The 19,381-nt window shown below is 58.7% G+C and carries 15 protein-coding genes; 10 read left to right on the top strand and 5 right to left on the bottom strand.

The window, feature by feature from the left end:
* Positions 1-103: 103 nt before the first annotated feature.
* The 6 genes from dadA (at position 104) to VY732_RS28860 (ending at position 6,559) form a co-directional block, all read left to right on the top strand.
* Positions 104-1,408 (top strand): D-amino acid dehydrogenase, encoded by a 1,305-nt coding sequence (gene dadA, locus VY732_RS28885; protein ID WP_137218237.1) that lies wholly within the window; start codon positions 104-106, stop codon positions 1,406-1,408.
* A complete protein-coding gene (locus VY732_RS28880) occupies positions 1,380-1,733 on the top strand; it encodes a RidA family protein (RefSeq protein WP_077575031.1) in 354 nt (117 codons plus the stop codon). The genes dadA and VY732_RS28880 overlap by 29 nt, the downstream gene beginning before the upstream one ends.
* 94 nt (positions 1,734-1,827) lie before the next feature.
* Entirely contained in the window at positions 1,828-2,901 is a 1,074-nt protein-coding gene (alr, locus tag VY732_RS28875; protein ID WP_331693079.1) for an alanine racemase, read from the top strand.
* Positions 2,902-2,989: 88 nt separating this feature from the next.
* Entirely contained in the window at positions 2,990-3,538 is a 549-nt protein-coding gene (locus VY732_RS28870) for a cupin domain-containing protein (protein WP_008086779.1), read from the top strand.
* A 181-nt stretch (positions 3,539-3,719) separates the two neighbouring features.
* Positions 3,720-4,136, top strand: coding sequence for a c-type cytochrome (locus tag VY732_RS28865; RefSeq protein ID WP_034152043.1), 417 nt, complete (start codon positions 3,720-3,722; stop codon positions 4,134-4,136).
* A gap of 500 nt (positions 4,137-4,636) precedes the next feature.
* On the top strand, positions 4,637-6,559 hold the full coding sequence (locus VY732_RS28860) for an acetyl-CoA hydrolase/transferase C-terminal domain-containing protein (RefSeq protein ID WP_331693077.1): 1,923 nt from the start codon (positions 4,637-4,639) through the stop codon (positions 6,557-6,559).
* 111 nt (positions 6,560-6,670) lie between these two features.
* Here the strand turns inward: VY732_RS28860 and VY732_RS28855 are convergent, their stop codons facing one another.
* Entirely contained in the window at positions 6,671-7,609 is a 939-nt protein-coding gene (locus VY732_RS28855) for a hypothetical protein (protein WP_331693076.1), read from the bottom strand.
* A 455-nt stretch (positions 7,610-8,064) separates the two neighbouring features.
* Here VY732_RS28855 and srmL point away from each other — a divergent pair, with 455 nt between their 5' ends.
* Complete coding sequence (gene srmL / locus VY732_RS28850) at positions 8,065-9,213, top strand: PheS-related mystery ligase SrmL (RefSeq protein WP_331693074.1); 1,149 nt, start codon at positions 8,065-8,067, stop codon at positions 9,211-9,213.
* A gap of 120 nt (positions 9,214-9,333) precedes the next feature.
* On the opposite strand, the gene VY732_RS28845 is transcribed toward srmL, so the two are convergent.
* Both VY732_RS28845 and rep read right to left on the bottom strand, forming a co-directional pair.
* Positions 9,334-9,906 (bottom strand): xanthine phosphoribosyltransferase, encoded by a 573-nt coding sequence (locus VY732_RS28845; RefSeq protein ID WP_064116416.1) that lies wholly within the window; start codon positions 9,904-9,906, stop codon positions 9,334-9,336.
* 59 nt (positions 9,907-9,965) lie between these two features.
* The gene (gene rep / locus VY732_RS28840) at positions 9,966-11,975 is read right to left on the bottom strand and encodes a DNA helicase Rep (protein ID WP_116028506.1); all 2,010 of its coding nucleotides are present in this window, start codon (positions 11,973-11,975) and stop codon (positions 9,966-9,968) included.
* Positions 11,976-12,237: 262 nt separating this feature from the next.
* Here rep and VY732_RS28835 point away from each other — a divergent pair, with 262 nt between their 5' ends.
* Positions 12,238-13,911 carry a putative bifunctional diguanylate cyclase/phosphodiesterase gene (locus VY732_RS28835; RefSeq protein ID WP_077575028.1) on the top strand — a complete coding sequence of 558 codons (1,674 nt, stop codon included), beginning with the start codon at positions 12,238-12,240 and terminating at the stop codon, positions 13,909-13,911.
* Between the two features lie 107 nt (positions 13,912-14,018).
* Here the strand turns inward: VY732_RS28835 and VY732_RS28830 are convergent, their stop codons facing one another.
* Entirely contained in the window at positions 14,019-15,416 is a 1,398-nt protein-coding gene (locus tag VY732_RS28830) for a NorM family multidrug efflux MATE transporter (RefSeq protein ID WP_331693073.1), read from the bottom strand.
* A 158-nt stretch (positions 15,417-15,574) separates the two neighbouring features.
* On the opposite strand from VY732_RS28830, the gene VY732_RS28825 reads away from it, so the two are divergent.
* Together VY732_RS28825 and VY732_RS28820 are read left to right on the top strand one after the other, a co-directional pair.
* A complete protein-coding gene (locus VY732_RS28825; protein WP_331693072.1) occupies positions 15,575-16,495 on the top strand; it encodes a LysR substrate-binding domain-containing protein in 921 nt (306 codons plus the stop codon).
* A gap of 183 nt (positions 16,496-16,678) precedes the next feature.
* A complete protein-coding gene (locus VY732_RS28820) occupies positions 16,679-18,655 on the top strand; it encodes a methyl-accepting chemotaxis protein (RefSeq protein ID WP_077575026.1) in 1,977 nt (658 codons plus the stop codon).
* A 12-nt stretch (positions 18,656-18,667) separates the two neighbouring features.
* Here the strand turns inward: VY732_RS28820 and VY732_RS28815 are convergent, their stop codons facing one another.
* Entirely contained in the window at positions 18,668-19,381 is a 714-nt protein-coding gene (locus tag VY732_RS28815) for a phosphocholine cytidylyltransferase family protein (protein WP_331693071.1), read from the bottom strand.

Here is a 19,381-nt window from a genome sequence, read left to right as displayed (position 1 = left end):
AGGCGCTTATATAGTGAAAAGCACTGGCATTTCTTTTTTACACTGCGCGCATCATTGCTCTAACAACAGACGTGCGCGGCCCTGCCGCGATGAGGGATACAAAATGCGTGTAATGGTCTTGGGTAGCGGCGTCATCGGTACCGCCAGTGCTTACTATCTGGCCCGTGCCGGGTTTGAAGTGGTGGTGGTCGACCGGCAGCCTGCTGCGGCCATGGAGACCAGTTTCGCCAACGCCGGCCAGGTGTCGCCGGGCTATGCCTCGCCGTGGGCCGCGCCGGGCGTGCCGCTCAAAGCGATCAAGTGGCTGTTGCAGCGCCACGCCCCTCTCGCGATCAAGGCCACTGCCGACATCGACCAGTACCTGTGGATGGCACAGATGCTGCGCAACTGCACCGCCAACCGTTACGCGGTGAACAAAGAGCGCATGGTGCGTCTGTCCGAGTACAGCCGCGATTGCCTCGACGAATTGCGCACCGAAACCGGCATCGCCTACGAAGGCCGCAGCCTTGGCACGACTCAGCTGTTCCGCACCCAGGCGCAGCTTGATGGCGCTGCGAAAGACATCGCCGTGCTGAAGGAATCCGGCGTGCCGTTTGAAGTCCTCGACCGCGCCGGCATTGCCCGCGTCGAACCAGCTCTGGCGGGCGTCACCGACATTCTCGCCGGTGCCCTGCGCTTGCCGAACGACCAGACTGGCGACTGCCAGATGTTCACCACGCGTCTCGCCGAAATGGCCGTGAAGCTGGGTGTTGAATTCCGTTTCGGCCAGGACATTCAGAAACTCGACTACGCCGGTGATCGCATCAACGGCGTGTGGATCGACGGCAAGCTGGAAACTGCCGACCGCTACGTGCTGGCCCTCGGCAGCTACTCGCCGCAACTGCTCAAGCCGCTGGGCATCAAAGCCCCGGTCTATCCGCTCAAGGGTTACTCGCTGACCGTGCCGATCACCAACCCGGCGATGGCCCCGACGTCGACTATTCTCGACGAGACCTACAAGGTCGCGATCACCCGTTTCGACAACCGTATCCGCGTCGGCGGCATGGCCGAGATCGCCGGTTTTGACCTGTCGCTGAACCCGCGTCGCCGCGAAACCCTGGAGATGATCGTCAACGACCTTTATCCTCAGGGCGGCAATCTGGCTGAGGCAAGTTTTTGGACCGGTCTGCGTCCGACCACCCCGGACGGCACGCCGATCGTTGGCGCCACACCGTTCAAGAATCTGTTCCTCAACACCGGTCACGGCACGCTTGGTTGGACTATGGCGTGCGGTTCCGGCCGTTTGCTGGCCGACCTGATGGCGAAGAAAAAGCCACAGATCAGCGCCGAAGGCCTCGATATTTCCCGTTACGGCAACAAAACCCAGGAGTCCGCAAAACATGTCAATCCAGCGCCAGCTCACCAATGAGCGCATGAGTCAGATCGTCAGCCACAACGGCACCGTGTATCTGGCCGGGCAGGTCGGTGACGACTTTGACGCCGGGGTTGAACAGCAGACCCGCGACGTACTGGCCAATATCGAGCGTTTGCTTGATCTGGCCGGCACCGACAAACAGCATCTGCTCTCGGCGACGATCTACCTGAACGACATCGAGGCGCACTTCGCCGGGATGAACTCGGTGTGGGACCAGTGGCTGCCAAAAGGTGCTGCTCCGGCCCGCGCCACCGTCGAAGCGAAAATGGCCAAGCCGAGCATTCTGGTAGAAATCTCTATCGTCGCCGCGCTGCCGTAACCGTTGTAAAGATCCCTCTCCCGGCGCTGTTGGCGGTTCACGTCGTCAGTCGGCGCCGGTTTTTCTTCCCATGACCGCCTAGAAGTCCGCCGCCATGCGTCCTGCCCGTGCCCTGATCGACCTAGAAGCCCTGCGCCACAACTACCGAATTGCCCGCGAAGTCACCGGCGCCAAGGCGCTTGCGGTGATCAAGGCGGACGCCTACGGCCATGGCGCAGTGCGTTGCGCCCAGGCGCTGGAAGCCGAGGCCGATGGCTTTGCCGTCGCCTGTATCGAGGAGGCGCTGGAGCTGCGCGCCGCGGGTATTCGTGCGCCAGTGTTGTTGCTGGAAGGGATCTTCGAGGCCGATGAGCTGGCGCTGATCGTCGAGCATGATTTCTGGACGGTGGTGCACTCGCTTTGGCAGCTCGAAGCAATCGAGCAGGCAGCGCTGAGCAAACCGATCACGGTGTGGCTGAAGCTCGATTCGGGCATGCACCGCGTTGGGCTGCATCCGAAGGATTATGCGGCGGCTTACCAGCGTCTGCTGGCCAGCGGCAAAGTGGCAAAAATCGTGCTGATGAGCCACTTCGCCCGCGCCGATGAGCTGCACGCGCAGAGCAGCAGCGAGCAAGTCGCGGTGTTTGAAGCGGCGCGTCAGGGCTTGGCGGCGGAAGTCAGTCTGCGCAACTCGCCGGCCGTGCTTGGCTGGCCGCAGATTCACAGCGACTGGGTGCGTCCGGGCATCATGCTTTACGGCGCGACCCCGTTCGAAGAAGCCAACGCCGTGGCTGATCGCCTGCAACCGGTGATGACCCTGGAATCGAAAGTCATCTGCGTGCGTGAACTGCCGGCCGGCGAACCGATCGGTTACGGCGCCAAATTCATCACCGACAAACCGATGCGCATCGGCGTGGTCGCCATGGGTTACGCCGATGGCTACCCGCGTCAGGCGCCGACCGGCACGCCAGTGTTGGTGGCGGGTAAACGCAGTCGCATTCTCGGTCGGGTGTCGATGGACATGCTCTGCATCGATCTCACCGATGTGCCGGAAGCTGACCTCGGTTCGACCGTCGAGCTGTGGGGCAAAAACATCCTCGCCAGTGAAGTGGCGCAGTGGGCCGACACCATTCCGTACCAGATCTTCTGCAACCTGCGTCGAGTGCCAAGGCTCTATTCCGAGGGTTGACGCCGCTGCGGGGGCCAAGTGTTGTAAATACTGAACGCTGTCGCCATGATAACGCTCAATATTCTTACAACATCAGGAGGCTCCCGCCTTGGACGTCGGTGAACGACTGCAATCGATCCGCAAGCTCAAAGGGCTTTCCCAGCGTGAACTCGCCAAACGCGCGGGCGTCACCAACAGCACCATTTCGATGATCGAAAAGAACAGCGTCAGTCCTTCGATCAGTTCGCTGAGGAAGGTACTGGGCGGCATCCCCATGTCCATGGTCGAGTTCTTTTCCGAAGAAATCCTGCAGGAAGTTCCGACCCAGATCGTCTACAAGGCCAACGAGCTGATCGACATCTCCGACGGCGCCGTGACCATGAAACTGGTCGGCCGCGCGCACCCCAGCCGCGCCATCGCCTTCCTCAACGAAATCTACCCGCCGGGCGCCGACACCGGCGAAGAAATGCTCACCCATGAAGGCGAGGAAACCGGGATTTTGGTGGAGGGTCGTCTGGAATTGGTGGTGGGTCTGGAAACTTTTATTCTCGAAGCCGGCGACAGCTACTACTTTGAAAGTACCAAGCCGCATCGTTTCCGTAATCCGTTCGACTTGCCTGCGCGACTAATCAGCGCAGCCACGCCGGCGAATTTTTAACAAAGAGGTGCCAAGCCATGATGGCAAAGGCATCCGGAGAGTTTTTCTACCGTGCGGTATAACCCCTTCGACTATGGGGTTGTTTCAGTGTGACGGGCTACCCGCTATACTTCCGCCCGCCTGCGAACCGTGGCCGCAGGCGTGAATAGCCACCATTGAGGGTGAACGCGTGAACCTAATTATGAAAATGCTGGCCGCACCAGCAACCGTACTGGCCCTCTGGGCTGTCAGCGCTCAAGCTGCGACGAATGACGACATTGCCAAACGCCTCGAGCCGGTCGGCCAGGTGTGTGTTCAAGGGCAGGAATGCAAGGGGATGGAAGTGGCTGCTTCCGCAGGCGGCGGTGGCGGGGCGAAAACTCCGGATGAAGTGATTGCCAAACATTGCAACGCTTGCCACGGTACGGGCCTGTTGGGCGCGCCGAAAATCGGTGATGCCGCGGCCTGGAAAGAACGCGCCGATCACCAGGGCGGTCTCGACGGTATCTTGGCCAAGGCCATCACCGGTATCAACTCGATGCCACCGAAAGGCACCTGCGCCGATTGCTCGGATGACGAGTTGAAGGGCGCGATCCAGAAGATGTCCGGCCTGAAGTAAGGCGCGCTTCTGACGAAAAAAACCGTCTTCGGACGGTTTTTTTGTGCCTGCGATTCAAGCCCCTCACCCTCACCCCAGCCCTCTCCCAGAGGGAGAGGGGGCCGATCGAGGTGTCTGGCGTCCGACATCGACCTGAAAGACCTTAGCGATTATGGATTCAGCAAAGCTATTTCAAGTCGGCGTACCTCCCCAATATCCCCCATTCAGTCCCCTCTCCCTCCCGGAGGGAGAGGGAGCCGACCGTGATGTCTTTCGTCCGGCATCGACCTGAAACATCAAGTCGATTATGGATTCGGCAAAGCAGGTTCACGTCGGCGTACCTTTCCAATATCCCCCAATCAGTCCCCTCTACCTCTGGGAGAGGGCTAGGGTGAGGGCAACAATTTCGAGTCGGAAAAACATTTCAAGAACAGCGCACACTCACTCTGAAGCTGTTCTTTGCAGCAAACTCAAGGCAAGCTCGGTCTACCCCTATTCACGGAACGGGCAGGAGGCTTCAGATGGTGCAGTTGTGTTCGATCGAACAGGCAGTGGATGACGTGCTGGCGCGCTTGCCGGCGCATATCCACATGGGCATGCCGCTGGGTCTGGGCAAACCCAATCACTTCGTCAATGCGCTGTACCGACGGATCAAAGACCTGCCCGAGCGGCAACTGACGATCTACACCGCCCTGTGCCTCGGCCGCCCGGCGTTGGGCGATGGCTTGCAGAAACGCTTTATCGAACCCTTTGTCGAGCGCGTCTTCGGTGATTACCCGGAATTCGATTTCCTCACCGACCTGCACCGCGACAGCCTGCCCGCCAACATCCGCATCGAACAGTTCTTCATGCAGCCCGGCAGCCTGCTCAACAGCGCCCCGGCCCAGCAGGATTACGTCAGCAGCAACTACAGCCACGCCGCCCGCGACATCAACGCCGCCGGCCTGAACCTGGTGGCGCAATTGCTCGCCAGCAGCAGCGAACATCCGGATCGCCTGAGCCTGAGCTGCAACCCGGACATCACCCTCGACCTGTTGCCGATGATCGCCAAGCGCCGCGACGCCGGGGAGACCATTTTGCTGGTCGGCCAAGTGCACACGGATCTGCCGTACATGCCCGGCGATGCCGAAGTCGATATCGACACTTTCGACCTGCTGATCGACGCGAAGGACAGCAGCACGCTGTTTTCCACGCCGAACATGCCGGTCGGGTTTCAGGATCATTTCATTGGTGTGCACGCGAGCACGCTGGTGCGCGACGGCGGCACATTGCAGATCGGCATCGGCTCGATGGGCGACGCGTTGACCGCCGCATTGCTGGCGCGTCAGGCGGATAACGCCGGTTATAAGGCCTTGCTCGATGACATCAACCTCAGCCAATGGGCGCAATTGATCAACCGCGAGGGCGGCACCGGGCCATTCGCCAAAGGCCTTTACGGCTGCAGCGAAATGTTCGTCAATGGCCTGTTGGTGCTGGCGGATGCCGGGATCATCCGGCGCAAGGTCTATCCGGATGTGCCGACGCAGGAACAGGCCAACGCCGGCACCCTCGACGAGGCGGCGCAGACTGACGGCATCTCGGTGCACGGAGGTTTCTTCCTCGGCCCGCGCAGTTTCTACGAGCGCCTGCGCGAGTTACCGCAGAGCAAACGCCTCGAATTCAACATGACCCGCATCAGCTACATCAACGAGCTCTACGGGCAGGAAGAACTCAAGCGCTTGCAGCGCCTCGACGCGCGGTTCATCAACACCGTGTTCACCATGACGTTGCTGGGTGCGGGTGTGGCGGATCAATTGGAGGATGGGCGAGTACTCAGCGGAGTCGGCGGGCAGTACAACTTCGTCGCGCAGGGGCACGCGTTGCACGATGCCCGTTCGATTCTGATCCTGCGCAGCTGGCGTGAATCCGGTGGCGACGTCAGTTCCAACATCGTCTGGGAATACGGTCACTGTACGATCCCACGGCACCTGCGCGATATCGTCGTGACCGAATACGGCATCGCTGATCTGCGCGGTAAAACCGATGCCGTAGTGATCGAATCGCTGCTGAACATCAGTGACTCGCGCTTCCAGCAGGGCCTGATCGAGCAAGCGCAAAAGGTCGGCAAACTGCCGAAGGATTTCCGCCTCGATCCACGCTTTGCCGACAACACGCCACAGCGTTTGCAGGCGATCGCCGCACGGCACAAAAACCTCTTTCCGGAATACCCGCTGGGCTGTGATTTCACCGCGATTGAACGGGATCTGTTGCGGGCGCTGAACTGGCTGAAGAGCAAATTCAAACTCACCGAAATACTCGAACTCGGCAAAGCCGCCCTCGACGCCCCCGAGGCATCGCTCTACCCCGAACACCTCGAACGCATGCGACTCACAAACCCGGAAGGCCTGAAAGAAGACCTCTTCCAGCGCTTACTGCTCACCGGCCTCAAGGCCACCGCACAGTAACTGCCTGACCCAAAACAACTGTAGGAGTGAGCCTGCTCGAGATGGCGCCGGATCAGTCAACCAAGATGTCGAGTGACCCTAAGCATTCGCAATCAGGCTTACTCCTACATATTAAGCGCACTCTAACGATTGAATCGGATGGACGCTCACGGATGGGCTAAGAAAGTCTATGTGGTAGCCAGAGGAACCATCGCCAATAGCTAAATGAACACCGCTGATTCCCTCGTTCATTTGGGAGTTGATTTTGTAATCGATTTTATTCGAGATGGATTCGTTAACACCGATGGCAAATTCCGTAAGTTTCAGTCCGCGTTTGCCCGCAGCCAGATCCAGAAGTTTTATATGTTCTTCGTTATTTATTCTTAATGAGGTGATGTTGTTTTCTTCTATTGTGAGCAAAGTCTCTTCGTTTGATATTCGATCGCTCAGCCATTTTAGAGATGCTTTTACACCGGCAGGTAATTCGGGGTTAGGCTTTCTGAGTACAGTCAGTATTCCGGAAACATTCAACGTGCCTGAGAATATAAAAGGGCAGGGCTCTAATGGGTTCATATGTGCGTAATGAACTTCAAAAAATTCTGCGACGGACTGCACGAAATTTTCGGTCACATCTTCGCCAAGCAATGCATAAGGTTGTGCATGGGGAAGAATAGTTACGGTTGCATTGGATTCGTTGCCAGATAACGAAAAGGTCTGATGGGAATTAAGCATATTCAATACAGCTCGCTGCGAGCAGAGCGATTGCTGAAAATCGCTGTCCATCAGAAGCCTTAGGCTGTAAAGCGCGGCGGCTAAGGATGGTTCGAATACTTGGGTCGCGCAAAAGATGATTTTTTTCCGCTCCGTTTTTTTTGCGATCTCAAATGTCATTTTTGCAGCTTCGTTGCTGAAAGAAAAAACGATGCTGTTTTTTGGAAACGTCTCTAACTGAGTAATATTGAACGTCGCGAATCCCCAAAGCTCGCATTCTCTAAGGAATTCATTCGAGTCGGCGATAATCGAAAATTCTTCATGATTGAAGAGCGCCGACGCTATATTTGGCGGTGACATAAAACCCTCCTTATTCTGAAGTGCGCGGCAAGGGCGGTTGCCGCGCGGTGCTTTCAATTAATCTTCAGTATGCGCCCAGGCTAACGGTGCCCAGCCGAAATTGTCCGGGCCAGAAGTGATTCGATAGAGGTTTTCTTTTATGGTCTTTTCAGTTTGCATTTTATTTTCCTTTTTCTGATTTTGTTGTGATCCCCCATGTTGCATGGGGGTGAGCGGATTAATGCATAAGTTTGTGATCGTGTTAAATAATTATTTTTGCTTTTTAAGAATTATTTCATCTGTCTTGTTTTGTGAGGTGGGTGGTTCGGTTATTTAAGTGGACTGCGTCTGTAGGGCTAATCTGAAAGTTGTAAATTCAAGGTTTTTAAATTGTGGTGAGAGGTCTTGTCTGGTTAGGTTTTATTTATGGGTTTTGTTTTTTGGGCTCATGCCAACCATAAATACAGGGGCACAAAGTGCATATATCAAAGAAATACCTGACAGATGTAGCTGTCCACCAAGCCTTACTCCTCACTGACTTAACCGAAAAGAGCCACCCTGATCACGCTGTGCGACTATTACTGAATGAGGTCCTTCAGGGACTCGAAGAAAAGGGCTGGCCCCGAGCACAGTTGCAGATTGGCCCAAGGGTTGTGTCCGCAGAAGAAAACTACGGGTTGCTTGGTTACGACCCGACAGAAATTACCCTCGGCAGTGAGCACACACGTTGGGTCGATGAGCATTCGCTTTTGCGAACACAGACCACGAGCCAGATTCCTGCGGCGCTTCAGCAGGCCGCCGAGGTTCGTCAGCCGGGACAAACCATTTTGCTGGCAGCGCCGGGCATTACCTTCAGGCGTGATAGCCGAGATCGTTGGCATTGCGCCGAGCCGCATCAAATGGACATTTGGGTGTTGGGCGACCCGGAGTTGGCATCCCATGAGCATTTGCTGCGGCTTGTTGGCGATATTTTGCAGTTGGCCGTTCCTGAAAAGTCCTGGGTTTATAGCGATAGTCCACATCACTACACCGAGGGCGGGATTGAAGTGAATGTGTTGAATGATGGCGTGCCGGTCGAGGTTCTTGAGTGCGGGCGTATCGCGAGGTCGCTATTGCAGCGTTTGCAGATTGATCCTCTGCGCCATGGCGGGCTCGCTCTTGGGATGGGGCTGGATCGCCTGACGATGTTGCGCAAAGGCATTCCTGATATTCGTTTGTTGCGTGATCAGAATGTGCGCGTGCAGGCGCAGATGCATGACCTGGATCCTTGGACTGCGGTATCTCGTTTGCCGTCGATTGCCCGCGATATCTCGTTGGCGGTAACGCCGGGATTGAGTGAAGAGGTATTGACCGAGAGGATGTTGCAGGCGGCAGGGGATTGTTCTGGATGGATTGAGGAGATGCGAATCAAGGGGCGTTGGCAGCGTTCGGATTTACCGGCGCAAGCCATTGAGCGACTCGGAATGCTCCCGGGTCAGGAGAACGTGCTTTTGCATGTCGTGCTGCGCGATTGTTCGCGCTCTATTACTACCGGCGAGGCGAATGCCTTGTACGCGGATATTCAAGCTGCGATGCATGAAGGAGTGCCGGGGGCGGGGTACAGAATGGATTTGTCGAAGGCTTGAGACTTACCTGTGGGAGCGGGCTTGCTCGCGGTGGCGGTGTTTCAGCCGACGAATATATCGACTGACACTACGCTATCGCGAGCAGGCTCACTCCTACAGGGGGGCTGCGGTGCGGCTGGTTTATTCGATGAAGGTGACAACGCCACCCGTCAGCGATTTCACCCGGGCCAGCGATTCAACGCGGTAGCCCTGCGAGTCCAGCTCGGCGCGGCCGCCCTGGAACGACTTCTCGATGACGATGCCCAGACCGGCAACGGTCGCGCCGGCCTGTTTGATGATCGAGATCAGCGCTTGCGACGCCTTACCGTTGGCCAGGAAGTCGTCGATGATCAGCACGCGGTCGCTGCTGGTCAGGTGACGCGGCGAGATGGCCACGGTGCTTTCGGTCTTTTTGGTGAACGAGTAAACGGTCGCCGACAGCAGGTTTTCCGTCAGGGTCAGGGACTGTTGCTTGCGGGCGAAGATCACCGGCACGCCGAGGTTCAGACCGGTCATGATCGCCGGGGCTATCCCTGAGGCTTCGATGGTGACGATCTTGGTGATGCCCGAATCCTTGAACAGCGTGGCGAATTCGTCGCCGATCAGCTTCATCAGGGCCGGGTCGATCTGGTGGTTCAGGAAGGCGTCGACCTTCAGGACCTGGTCGGAAAGCACAATGCCTTGTTCGCGGATTTTCTGCTGCAATGCTTCCATGAAGCTGTCCTCTTTTGGCGCTTTGTGCGCCGAAGGTCTAGTAAAAAAAGTGGTCAATTCTAGCGCTTTAACATCGCGCGTATATCAGCCAATGCGCTATTGCCACGCACGACTTTGACTTCGGTCGGTGTGTCGTCGTTGCCTTCCCAGGCTAGATCGTCCGGTGGCAGCTCATCGAGGAAGCGGCTCGGCGCGCAGTCGATGATCTCGCCGTACTGCTTGCGCTTGGCAGCAAAGGTGAAGGCCAGGGTCTGGCGCGCGCGGGTGATGCCCACATAAGCCAGTCGGCGTTCTTCTTCGATGGTGTCGGCTTCGATGCTGGAACGGTGCGGGAGGATTTCCTCTTCCATGCCCATGATGAACACGTAAGGGAATTCCAGACCCTTGGACGCATGCAGCGTCATCATCTGCACGCCTTCGGCACCGTCTTCCTCTTCCTGCTGACGTTCGAGCATGTCGCGCAGGACCAGTTTGCCGATGGCATCTTCGACGGTCATTTCGCCTTCTTCGTCCTTTTCGAGGGTGTTTTTCAACGCCTCGATCAGGAACCAGACGTTGCTCATCCGGTAGTCGGCAGCCTTGTCGCTGGAGCTGTTGGTGCGCAGCCAGTTCTCGTAGTCGATGTCCATGACCATGCTGCGCAGCGCCGAGATCGGATCCTCGCCGGCGCACTGCTCGCGCACCTTGTCCATGAAACGCTTGAAGCGCGACAGGCGATCGGTGAAGCGGCTGTCCAGATGCTCGCCCAGACCGATTTCGTCGGTGGCGGCGTACATCGAGATCTTGCGCTCGGTGGCGTAGTTGCCGAGTTTTTCCAGGGTGGTCGAGCCGATCTCGCGGCGTGGCACGTTGATCACCCGCAGGAAGGCGTTGTCGTCATCCGGGTTGACGATCAGGCGGAAGTAGGCCATCAGGTCTTTCACTTCCTGGCGGCCGAAGAAGCTGTTGCCACCGCTCAGGCGATACGGCACCTGATGGTGCTGCAATTTCAGCTCGATCAGTTTGGCCTGATAGTTCCCGCGATAAAGGATCGCGAAATCGCTGTACGGGCGGTCGGTGCGCAAGTGCAGGCTGAGGATTTCCATGGCCACGCGCTCGGCTTCGGCGTCCTCGTTGCGGCAGCGGATCACGCGGATCTCGTCGCCGTGGCCCATCTCACTCCACAGCTGCTTTTCGAATTCGTGCGGGTTGTTCGAGATCAGCACGTTGGCGCAACGCAGGATGCGACTCGTCGAGCGGTAGTTCTGCTCGAGCATCACCACTTTCAGCGATGGATAGTCTTCCTTGAGCAGCATCAGGTTTTCTGGCCGCGCGCCGCGCCAGGCGTAGATCGACTGGTCGTCGTCGCCGACCACGGTGAACTGGTTGCGTTTGCCGATAAGCATTTTCACCAGCAAATATTGGCTGGCGTTGGTGTCCTGGTATTCGTCGACCAGCAGGTAACGCACCTTGTTCTGCCACTTTTCGAGGATGTCGGCGTGTTCTTCGAAGAGTTTTACCGGCAGCAGGATCAGGTCGTCGAAGTCCACCGCGTTGAACGCCTTGAGCGTGCGCTGATAGTGGGTGTAGACGATGGCGGCAGTCTGTTCCTTGGGATTGCGCGCGTTCTCCAGCGCCTGAGGCGGCAGGATCAGGTCGTTTTTCCAGGCGCCGATCATGTTCTTGATCTCGTCGACGCCGTCTTCGCCCGCGTATTCCTTCTGCATGATGTCGGTCATCAGGGACTTGACGTCGGTCTCGTCGAAGATCGAGAAACCGGGTTTGTAGCCCAGCCGCACGTGTTCCTTGCGGATGATGTTCAGACCGAGGTTGTGGAACGTGCAGACCGTCAGGCCACGCCCTTCGCCGGCCCGCAACAGGGTGCCGACCCGCTCTTTCATCTCGCGCGCGGCCTTGTTGGTAAAGGTCATGGCGACGATGTACTGGGCGCGGATGCCGCAGTTCTGGATCAGGTGCGCGATCTTGCGCGTGATCACGCTGGTCTTGCCGGAGCCAGCACCGGCGAGCACCAATAGAGGGCCGCCGACGTAGTTCACGGCTTCTTGCTGCCGGGGATTGAGTCGGGACATACGAAAATTCGGGAGTCGTTGACGAAATGGGCCGGCATTTTAACAGGCTCAGCGATTTGTGCTGCTCTGTCCGACTTGTGACGTACTACGCGATTCAAATTTGCCGGTTTTGTTACTTTCGCGGAGGATGCGCGGTGATTTTGCGGCTAATGTTCTCATTCGTGACACTAAATAACGTTTTGATAACCGTTGTCATTTGGTCATTGAACATCGCAACGGCATAATGCCCCGCCCACATCATTGCAGAGTCTAGGGAGCTAGCTTGTCTACGCCTGTCGAACCCTTGCGTTTGCTGCTACTGGCCGAAGAGCCAGCGTGGACAGCGTTATTGCGCGAGTGTCTGGCTCCGATGGGGAGCGCGGCGGTGCTGATCAGCGCGCCGAGCTGGGACTCGGTCAGCAGTTTGTTCGAAGACAACCGCAATGCGGTGTTGTTGACCCTTCCGGCATTGCAACCGGCACCGGGCCGTTGCAGCCTGCCGACGGTCTTGCTGCTGGAACATGAACCGGACACCGCGCCGGTTGGCGTCAGTGACTGGCTGGTGTTCGACGCTCTCGACGCCGGCATGCTACGCCGTTGCCTGCGCCATGTGCGCGAACGCGGCGTTCTTGAAAATACCCTGCAACGCCTGGCCGAACAGGACCCGCTGACCGGCATCGCCAACCGTCAGGGTTTCCAGACCTTGCTCGCCGCCCGTCTCGCGGAAAACGACGGACGCGGCCTGGCCCTCGGGCATCTCGATCTCGACAACTTCCGCCACGCCAACGACGCGCTTGGTCATCAGGCCGGCGATCGGTTGATCCTGCAAGTGGTCGCACGGCTGAAAAGCCAGCTGGAGGCCGGTGATCAACTGGCTCGGCTGGGCAGCGATGAATTTGCCCTGCTGATCGACACTCGCCGGGCGCCGCAGCGCGCCGAATGGATGGCTGAACGCATCACCGAAGCGCTCGCCGAACCTTACTGGGTCGACGGCGAAAGCCTGCTGATCGGCTCCAGCCTCGGCATCGCCCATGCCCGTGCGCAGGGCGGCGCCGACCCGCTGATGTGGCACGCGCACATCGCCATGCAGCAGGCGAAAAGTACGCAGGGCTGCACTTTTCATATCTTCAACGAACGCATCAACCGCAATGCGCGGAGCATGGCTGACCTCGAAAGCGAGCTGCGCCGGGCCTTGCGTCGCGATGAGCTGGAGCTGCATTACCAGCCCCGCCTGAATCTTGCGGACGGTCAGATCGTCGGTCTCGAAGCGCTGGTACGCTGGCGTCACGGCGAACGCGGCCTGCTGCCACCGAGTGAATTCGTGCCACTGGCCGAGCAGAGTGGTTTGATCGTGCCGTTGGGTTACTGGGTGATTTCCCGGGCCCTGCGTGACATGCAGGCGCTGCGCGAGCGCGGGTTGCCGGCGCTGCACATGGCGATCAACCTGTCGTTCCGCCAGTTTCAGGACAGTCAGTTGTTGCCGACGCTTAGTCGCTTGATTGCTGAGCGCGGTGTTGAAGCGCAATGGCTGGAGTTTGAACTGACCGAAACCGCGGTGATGCGCCGCAGTGATCTGGTCAAGCAGACCATGGACGCGCTCGGCCGTCTCGGCGTGCGTTTCTCGCTGGATGACTTCGGCACCGGGTTTTCCTCGTTCGTGCACCTCAACAGCCTGCCGATCACCTTGCTGAAAATCGACAAGAGCTTTGTCGGCGGCATGGAGCAGCGCGAAGAGAACCGCAAACTGGTGCACGCGATGATCAATCTCGCGCACAACCTGCATCTGGAAGTGGTGGCGGAAGGGGTCGAGACGCCGGAACAACTGGAGCTGCTGCGCGGGTTTGGTTGCGATCAGGTGCAGGGTTATCTGATCAGCCGGCCGTTGCCATTGGCGGAACTGGTCGAATATCTGACGTTTGGCTCAAGCCAGCAGTCTGCCCTTGAAATCGTGAGCTGAACACATAACCAATGTAGGAGTGAGCCTGCTCGCGATAGCGGTGTGTCAGAAATGATGAGTTGTCTGACACACCGCTATCGCGAGCAGGCTCACTCCTACAAGGGATCTCAGTCGGTCTGCGGGACAGTGAACTGACTTGATGACGCAGGCTCCAGCCGAATCATCCGCTTCATCTTCCACTCGAACGCCAGCGTCAAACTCACCGCCGCACACGCCAACCCCAGCGCCAACCCCCACCAGACGCCCGTCGGCCCCCAGTTGAGGTGGAACGCCATCCACCACGCCGCCGGTGCACCGATCAGCCAATAGCAGCCGAGCCCGACCAGAAACGTGGTCTTGGCATCCTTGAGCCCTCGAATGCAGCCCATGGCAATCGTCTGTGTGCCGTCGAACAACTCAAACCATGCCGCCACTGCCAGCAGGCTCACCGCCAGACGAATCACCTCGGCAAACGCCGGATCGTTGTGATCGAGGAACAACCCGACCAACTGATTCGGCAGCAACCAGAACACCATGGCGAAACCCAGCATGACCGCGGCGCCAAAGACGATCCCGACCCGCCCGGACATCCGTGCATCGCTCAATTGCCCGGCACCGTAATGCTGGCCGACACGCATGGTGATCGCATACGACATGCCCGCCGGCACCATGAATGCCACCGAAACAATCTGCAGGGCAATCTGGTGCGCGCCCAACTGCGTGCTGCCCATGGTGCCCATGCACAGCGCCGCGAAGGCGAACAAACCGACCTCCACCGCGTAGGTGCCGCCGATTGGCAGGCCGAGACGCCATAATTCTTTGAGATATTGCCGGTTGGGTCGCGACAAGCCTGCACGCAATGGATAAGCGTCATACGCCGGATGCCGACGGATGTGCCAGGCCAATGCCAACGCCATGCAGTTGGCAACGATTGCCGTGACCAGGCCGATCCCCGTCAGGCCCATTTTCGGCAGACCGAACATGCCGGTGATCAGCGCGTAATTGAGCAGGAAATTCGCCACCGTGCCGGCAAGGCTGATGACCATCACCGGGGTTGCCCGGCCGATTGCACTGGTGAAACCGCGCAGGGCCATGAAGCTCAAGTAACCGGGCAGGGCGAAGGGCAGGGCAATCAGAAATTGCCCGGCAGCGTTGACGTTGGTTTCGGTCTGGCCGAACAACAGCAACACCGGTTTCAGGTTCCACAACAGCAGCCCGGCGCCCAGCGCCATCAGCCACGCCAGCCACAACCCGGCCTGGGTCAGCCGTGCGGCGCCAATGATGTCGCCGGCACCTTTGCGAATCGCCACCAGCGTGCCGACCGCCGCAATCACGCCGATGCAGAAAATCGACACGAACGAATAGGTCGCCGCACCCAGTCCGCCGCCAGCCAACGCTTCCGGACTGAGGCGCGCCATCATTAAAGTGTCAGTCAGCACCATCAGCATGTGCGCCAACTGTGAAGCAATCAACGGCCCTGCCAGCCGCAGGATGGCCCAGAGTTCGGTACGCACAGGATGCTGCATGGTCATCACCACTCGATTTCAGAGGGAACAGGAGAGCGTTGATTCTCGGCGCTTGGCAGGCGTTGCACAAAGGGATAAAAAGGATGGATTGCATGAGTAAAACTCATCCTGATCAGATTCTGTCAGTCCGGCTGCATCCCGCTATAGGAGCTTTCTGTATGTCCCGTCGTCTTCCTCCCTTGTATGCCCTGCGCGCATTTGAAGCGGCGGCGCGACATAGCTCGTTCACCCGTGCGGCTGAAGAGTTGTCGATTACCCAGAGTGCGGTGAGCCGGCATATTCGAACCCTCGAAGATCACTTCGCCTGTCGGCTGTTTCATCGCAGCGGGCGCAATCTGCAACTGACCGAAGCGGCGCGTTTGCTGTTGCCGGGAATCCGCGAAGGCTTCGGTGCGCTGGAGCGGGCCTGCAATACCTTGCGCGCCGAAGACGACATTCTGCGCATGAAGGCGCCATCGACCCTGACCATGCGCTGGCTGCTGGCGCGGCTCAGTCGCTTCCGCCACTTGCAGCCGGGCAACGAAGTGCAACTGACCAGCGCCTGGATGGATGTCGATTCGGTGGACTTCAACGATGAGCCTTTCGACTGTGCTGTGTTGTTGAGTGACGGGCATTTTCCGCCGGACTGGGAGGCCAGCCTGCTGTTTCCTGAAGAGCTGATTCCGGTGGGGGCGCCTAACCTGCTGAACGATCAGCCGTGGGATCTGGCTCGGCTGGCCTGTACTGAGTTACTTCACCCGACACCCGACCGTCGCGACTGGCGCAGTTGGCTGGAGCAGATGGGGCTGTCCGATCAGGTGTCGCTCAAGGGCGGGCAGGTGTTCGATACCCTCGAGTTGGGGATGATCGCAGCGGCGCGCGGCTACGGTGTGTCGATGGGCGATCTGTTGATGGTTTCCGAGGACGTCGCGCAAGGACGCCTGAGCCTGCCGTGGCCAACGGCAGTCGCCAGCGGACTGAATTATTACCTGGTGTGGCCAAAAACCCGTCCGGGAGGTGAACGTTTGCGCCGCCTCAGCGACTTTCTGCAAGGCGAAGTCCGCGCCATGGAACTGCCGGATGTAAGACGCTTGAGCTGAAACGTTCGAGCCGCCACAATGCCGGCCTTGTGCCATAACCCTGCTGCTCGCTCAAGTATTCGGCTTTACCGCCGAATACGTGCATGTGGAACCGTCGTGCCGGTATCCACGATTCACCCCCCTATTAGAAAATTATCCGAGTCGAGATCAAGGAGGATCCCGTGGCTCGGCCAGGAGCTGTCCATGTCTCAACCTCGCGCTCGGATCGCCTCGCAGCTGGGCCTCGCGCTCGCTGTAATACTGGCGATAGTTATCAGTGGCAGTACGGTGTTCGCCTTGCGTTCGCTGGATTCCGCCAACCTCGCCACCCGTGAAGAGCATCTGGCCAGTGAGGCACGGCTGCTGGCCGACCAACTGAGTACCTTTCACGGCACGCTGCGTGAAAGCACCCAGCGCCTGAGCGGGTTGTTCGAGAAGCGCTTCAGCGCGGGTCTGAGCATTCACCCGAGTGAACCGGTGACGGTGGCAGGCACCCAGACCCCGGGCTTGCACCTGGGCAGCGAAGTCTTGAACAACAACTTCAAGGAAGTCGACGAGTTCAAGCAAATGACCGCCGGTGTTGCCACACTGTTCGTGCGCAGCGGCGAAGACTTCGTACGGGTCAGCACCTCGCTGACCAAACAGGACGGCACTCGCGCCATCGGCACCTTGCTCGACCACGCACACCCGGCCTACGCGAAGCTGATGGCAGGACAGGGGTATGTCGGTCGCGCCTTGCTGTTTGATCGTTCCTACATGACTCAGTACACGCCAGTGCGTGACGGCAGCGGCAAGGTGATTGCAGTGCTGTTCGTCGGCTTCGATTACACCGACGCGCAGAATGCCCAGTTCGATAACCTGAAGCGCTTCCGCATCGGCCAGACCGGCTCGCTGGCGCTGCTCGACGAGCAAAACAAATGGCTGGTCGCCCCGGCGGGTGTGCAGGCACTGGATCAGGCTATTCCGGTGATCAATGGTCTGGCGAAAACACCGGGCAAAGGTCAGTTCTGGGACGACAAGTCCGAGGATTTCTACAGCGTTGCCGTGCCTTTCGACGGCGGGCCGTGGTCGGTCGTGGCGAGCATGCCGAAAGCCGAGATTCGCGCGGTGACCTGGAGCGTCGGTACGCAATTGGCTATTGGCAGCCTGTTGGCGATGTTGTTGGCGGTGGGTTCCGTAGTCTGGTTGCTGCGCAGCAAACTGGCACCACTGAGCGATCTGGTACGTCAGGCCGAGGCCTTGGGCGCCGGTGATCTGAGCGTGCGTCTGAACGTCTCGAGCAACGACGAAATCGGTCAGCTGTCTCGCGCGTTCAATCAGATGAGTCAGGCTTTATCGACCATGGTTGAGCACATCCGTCGTGCCTCGCAAGAAGTTAACAGCCGTGCGCAGGCGTTGTCCGGTTTGTCCGGCGGTGCCTATGAGGGCATGGAGCAGCAGTCCGGCGAAATCACCAGCATGGCCGGTGCGGTGGAAGAGTTCAGCGCAACTTCGCTGAACATTGCCGACAACATGGGCGCGACCCAGCGTCTGGCGCAGGAAAACGCTCAGCAAACGCAGATTGGTCGCAGCTCGATGGAAGAAGCGTCGTCCTCGCTGGAGCAAATCGCTGGCGCCCTGAACAGCACCGCCACCGTGATCAACACCCTCGGTCAGCGTTCGCAGGAAATTGGCGGCATCGTCGGCGTGATTACTTCGATTGCCGAACAAACCAACTTGCTGGCACTCAACGCCGCTATTGAAGCCGCCCGTGCCGGCGAACAAGGACGCGGCTTTGCCGTGGTTGCGGATGAAGTGCGCAGCCTGGCCTCGCGAACTCGCCAGGCCACTGATGAAATTTCCAGCATGATCCACAGCATCCAGCAGGAAACCGGCAACGCGATCAGCACCATGGAACAGGGCAATGTGCTGATGCAGGAAGGTCTGTCGCGTAACGCCAATGTCGCTTCGGCGCTGGCGCGCATCGACGAACAGAGCCGTTCGGCGGGTCAGCAGTTTGCCGCGATTACCACGGCGACTCAGGAGCAGAGCAGCACAGCGACTTTGCTGAGCAGTAACCTGCAAAGCATTGCGATGGCCAACAGTGAGCAGCGTGAAGTGGTGTCGAATCTGGCCGTGACCGCCAAGGAACTGGAAAGCCTGGCGGCCGAACTGCGTCAGGAGGTTGACCGGTTCCGTTAAGACGCCGGCGCCTTATTGATACACCGAGAGGTCTTCACTGGAGTCGACCTCTCCCCATTCGCCGGTGTAGGCGACGGCTTCAATCTGTACACGACCGGCATCGATAACGCGTTGCAGGGTGTTGGTCATGTGCATGCTGTCACGTTGCTGCGGCGACAGTTCGGCACGCAGCCGCACGACTTCCGCCCAGCCTTCAGAAGTGAAGCGCAAAAGCCCCATGTATTGCCCCTGAACATCGTCCACCGATTGCGGCTTGTTGCCGATTTCGGCCAATGTGTGCGTGGCGCTCAGGCGAAAGGTTTCGGCATCCAGCAACGGGTCGCCGAAGCGCTCGGTCCACAGTTGCAACCAGTTGGGATCGTAGGTTACGGCCAGCGTTGCTTCGCAGTTGATCAACGACTGCACGGCAACAGGGCTGTAGAAAATATCCGAATAGCTGACGATGCACGGCTCGCCCTGAAGCCAGGACTCGGCGCAGGCCAGTGACGAAACCATGTTGGTTTCGGCCCAGCGCGGGTTGTGAAACTCGCTCAGACCACGCCCTGCCAGCAGCTCGCGCTTGTAGCCGGTCACCACCGCGATGTCGCTGATACCCGCTGCCCGCAATGACTCCAGCTGCCATTCCAGCAGCGGTTTACCGCGCAATTCGACCAGACATTTTGGACGTTCATCGGTGAGGCTTTTCATGCGGCTGCCACGTCCGGCAGCCAGAATAATGGCTTTCAC

The organism is Pseudomonas sp. ZY71 (genome assembly GCF_036542145.1).
GTDB lineage: Bacteria > Pseudomonadota > Gammaproteobacteria > Pseudomonadales > Pseudomonadaceae > Aquipseudomonas > Aquipseudomonas koreensis_A.
This window is presented reverse-complemented; position numbering and strand designations above follow the sequence as displayed.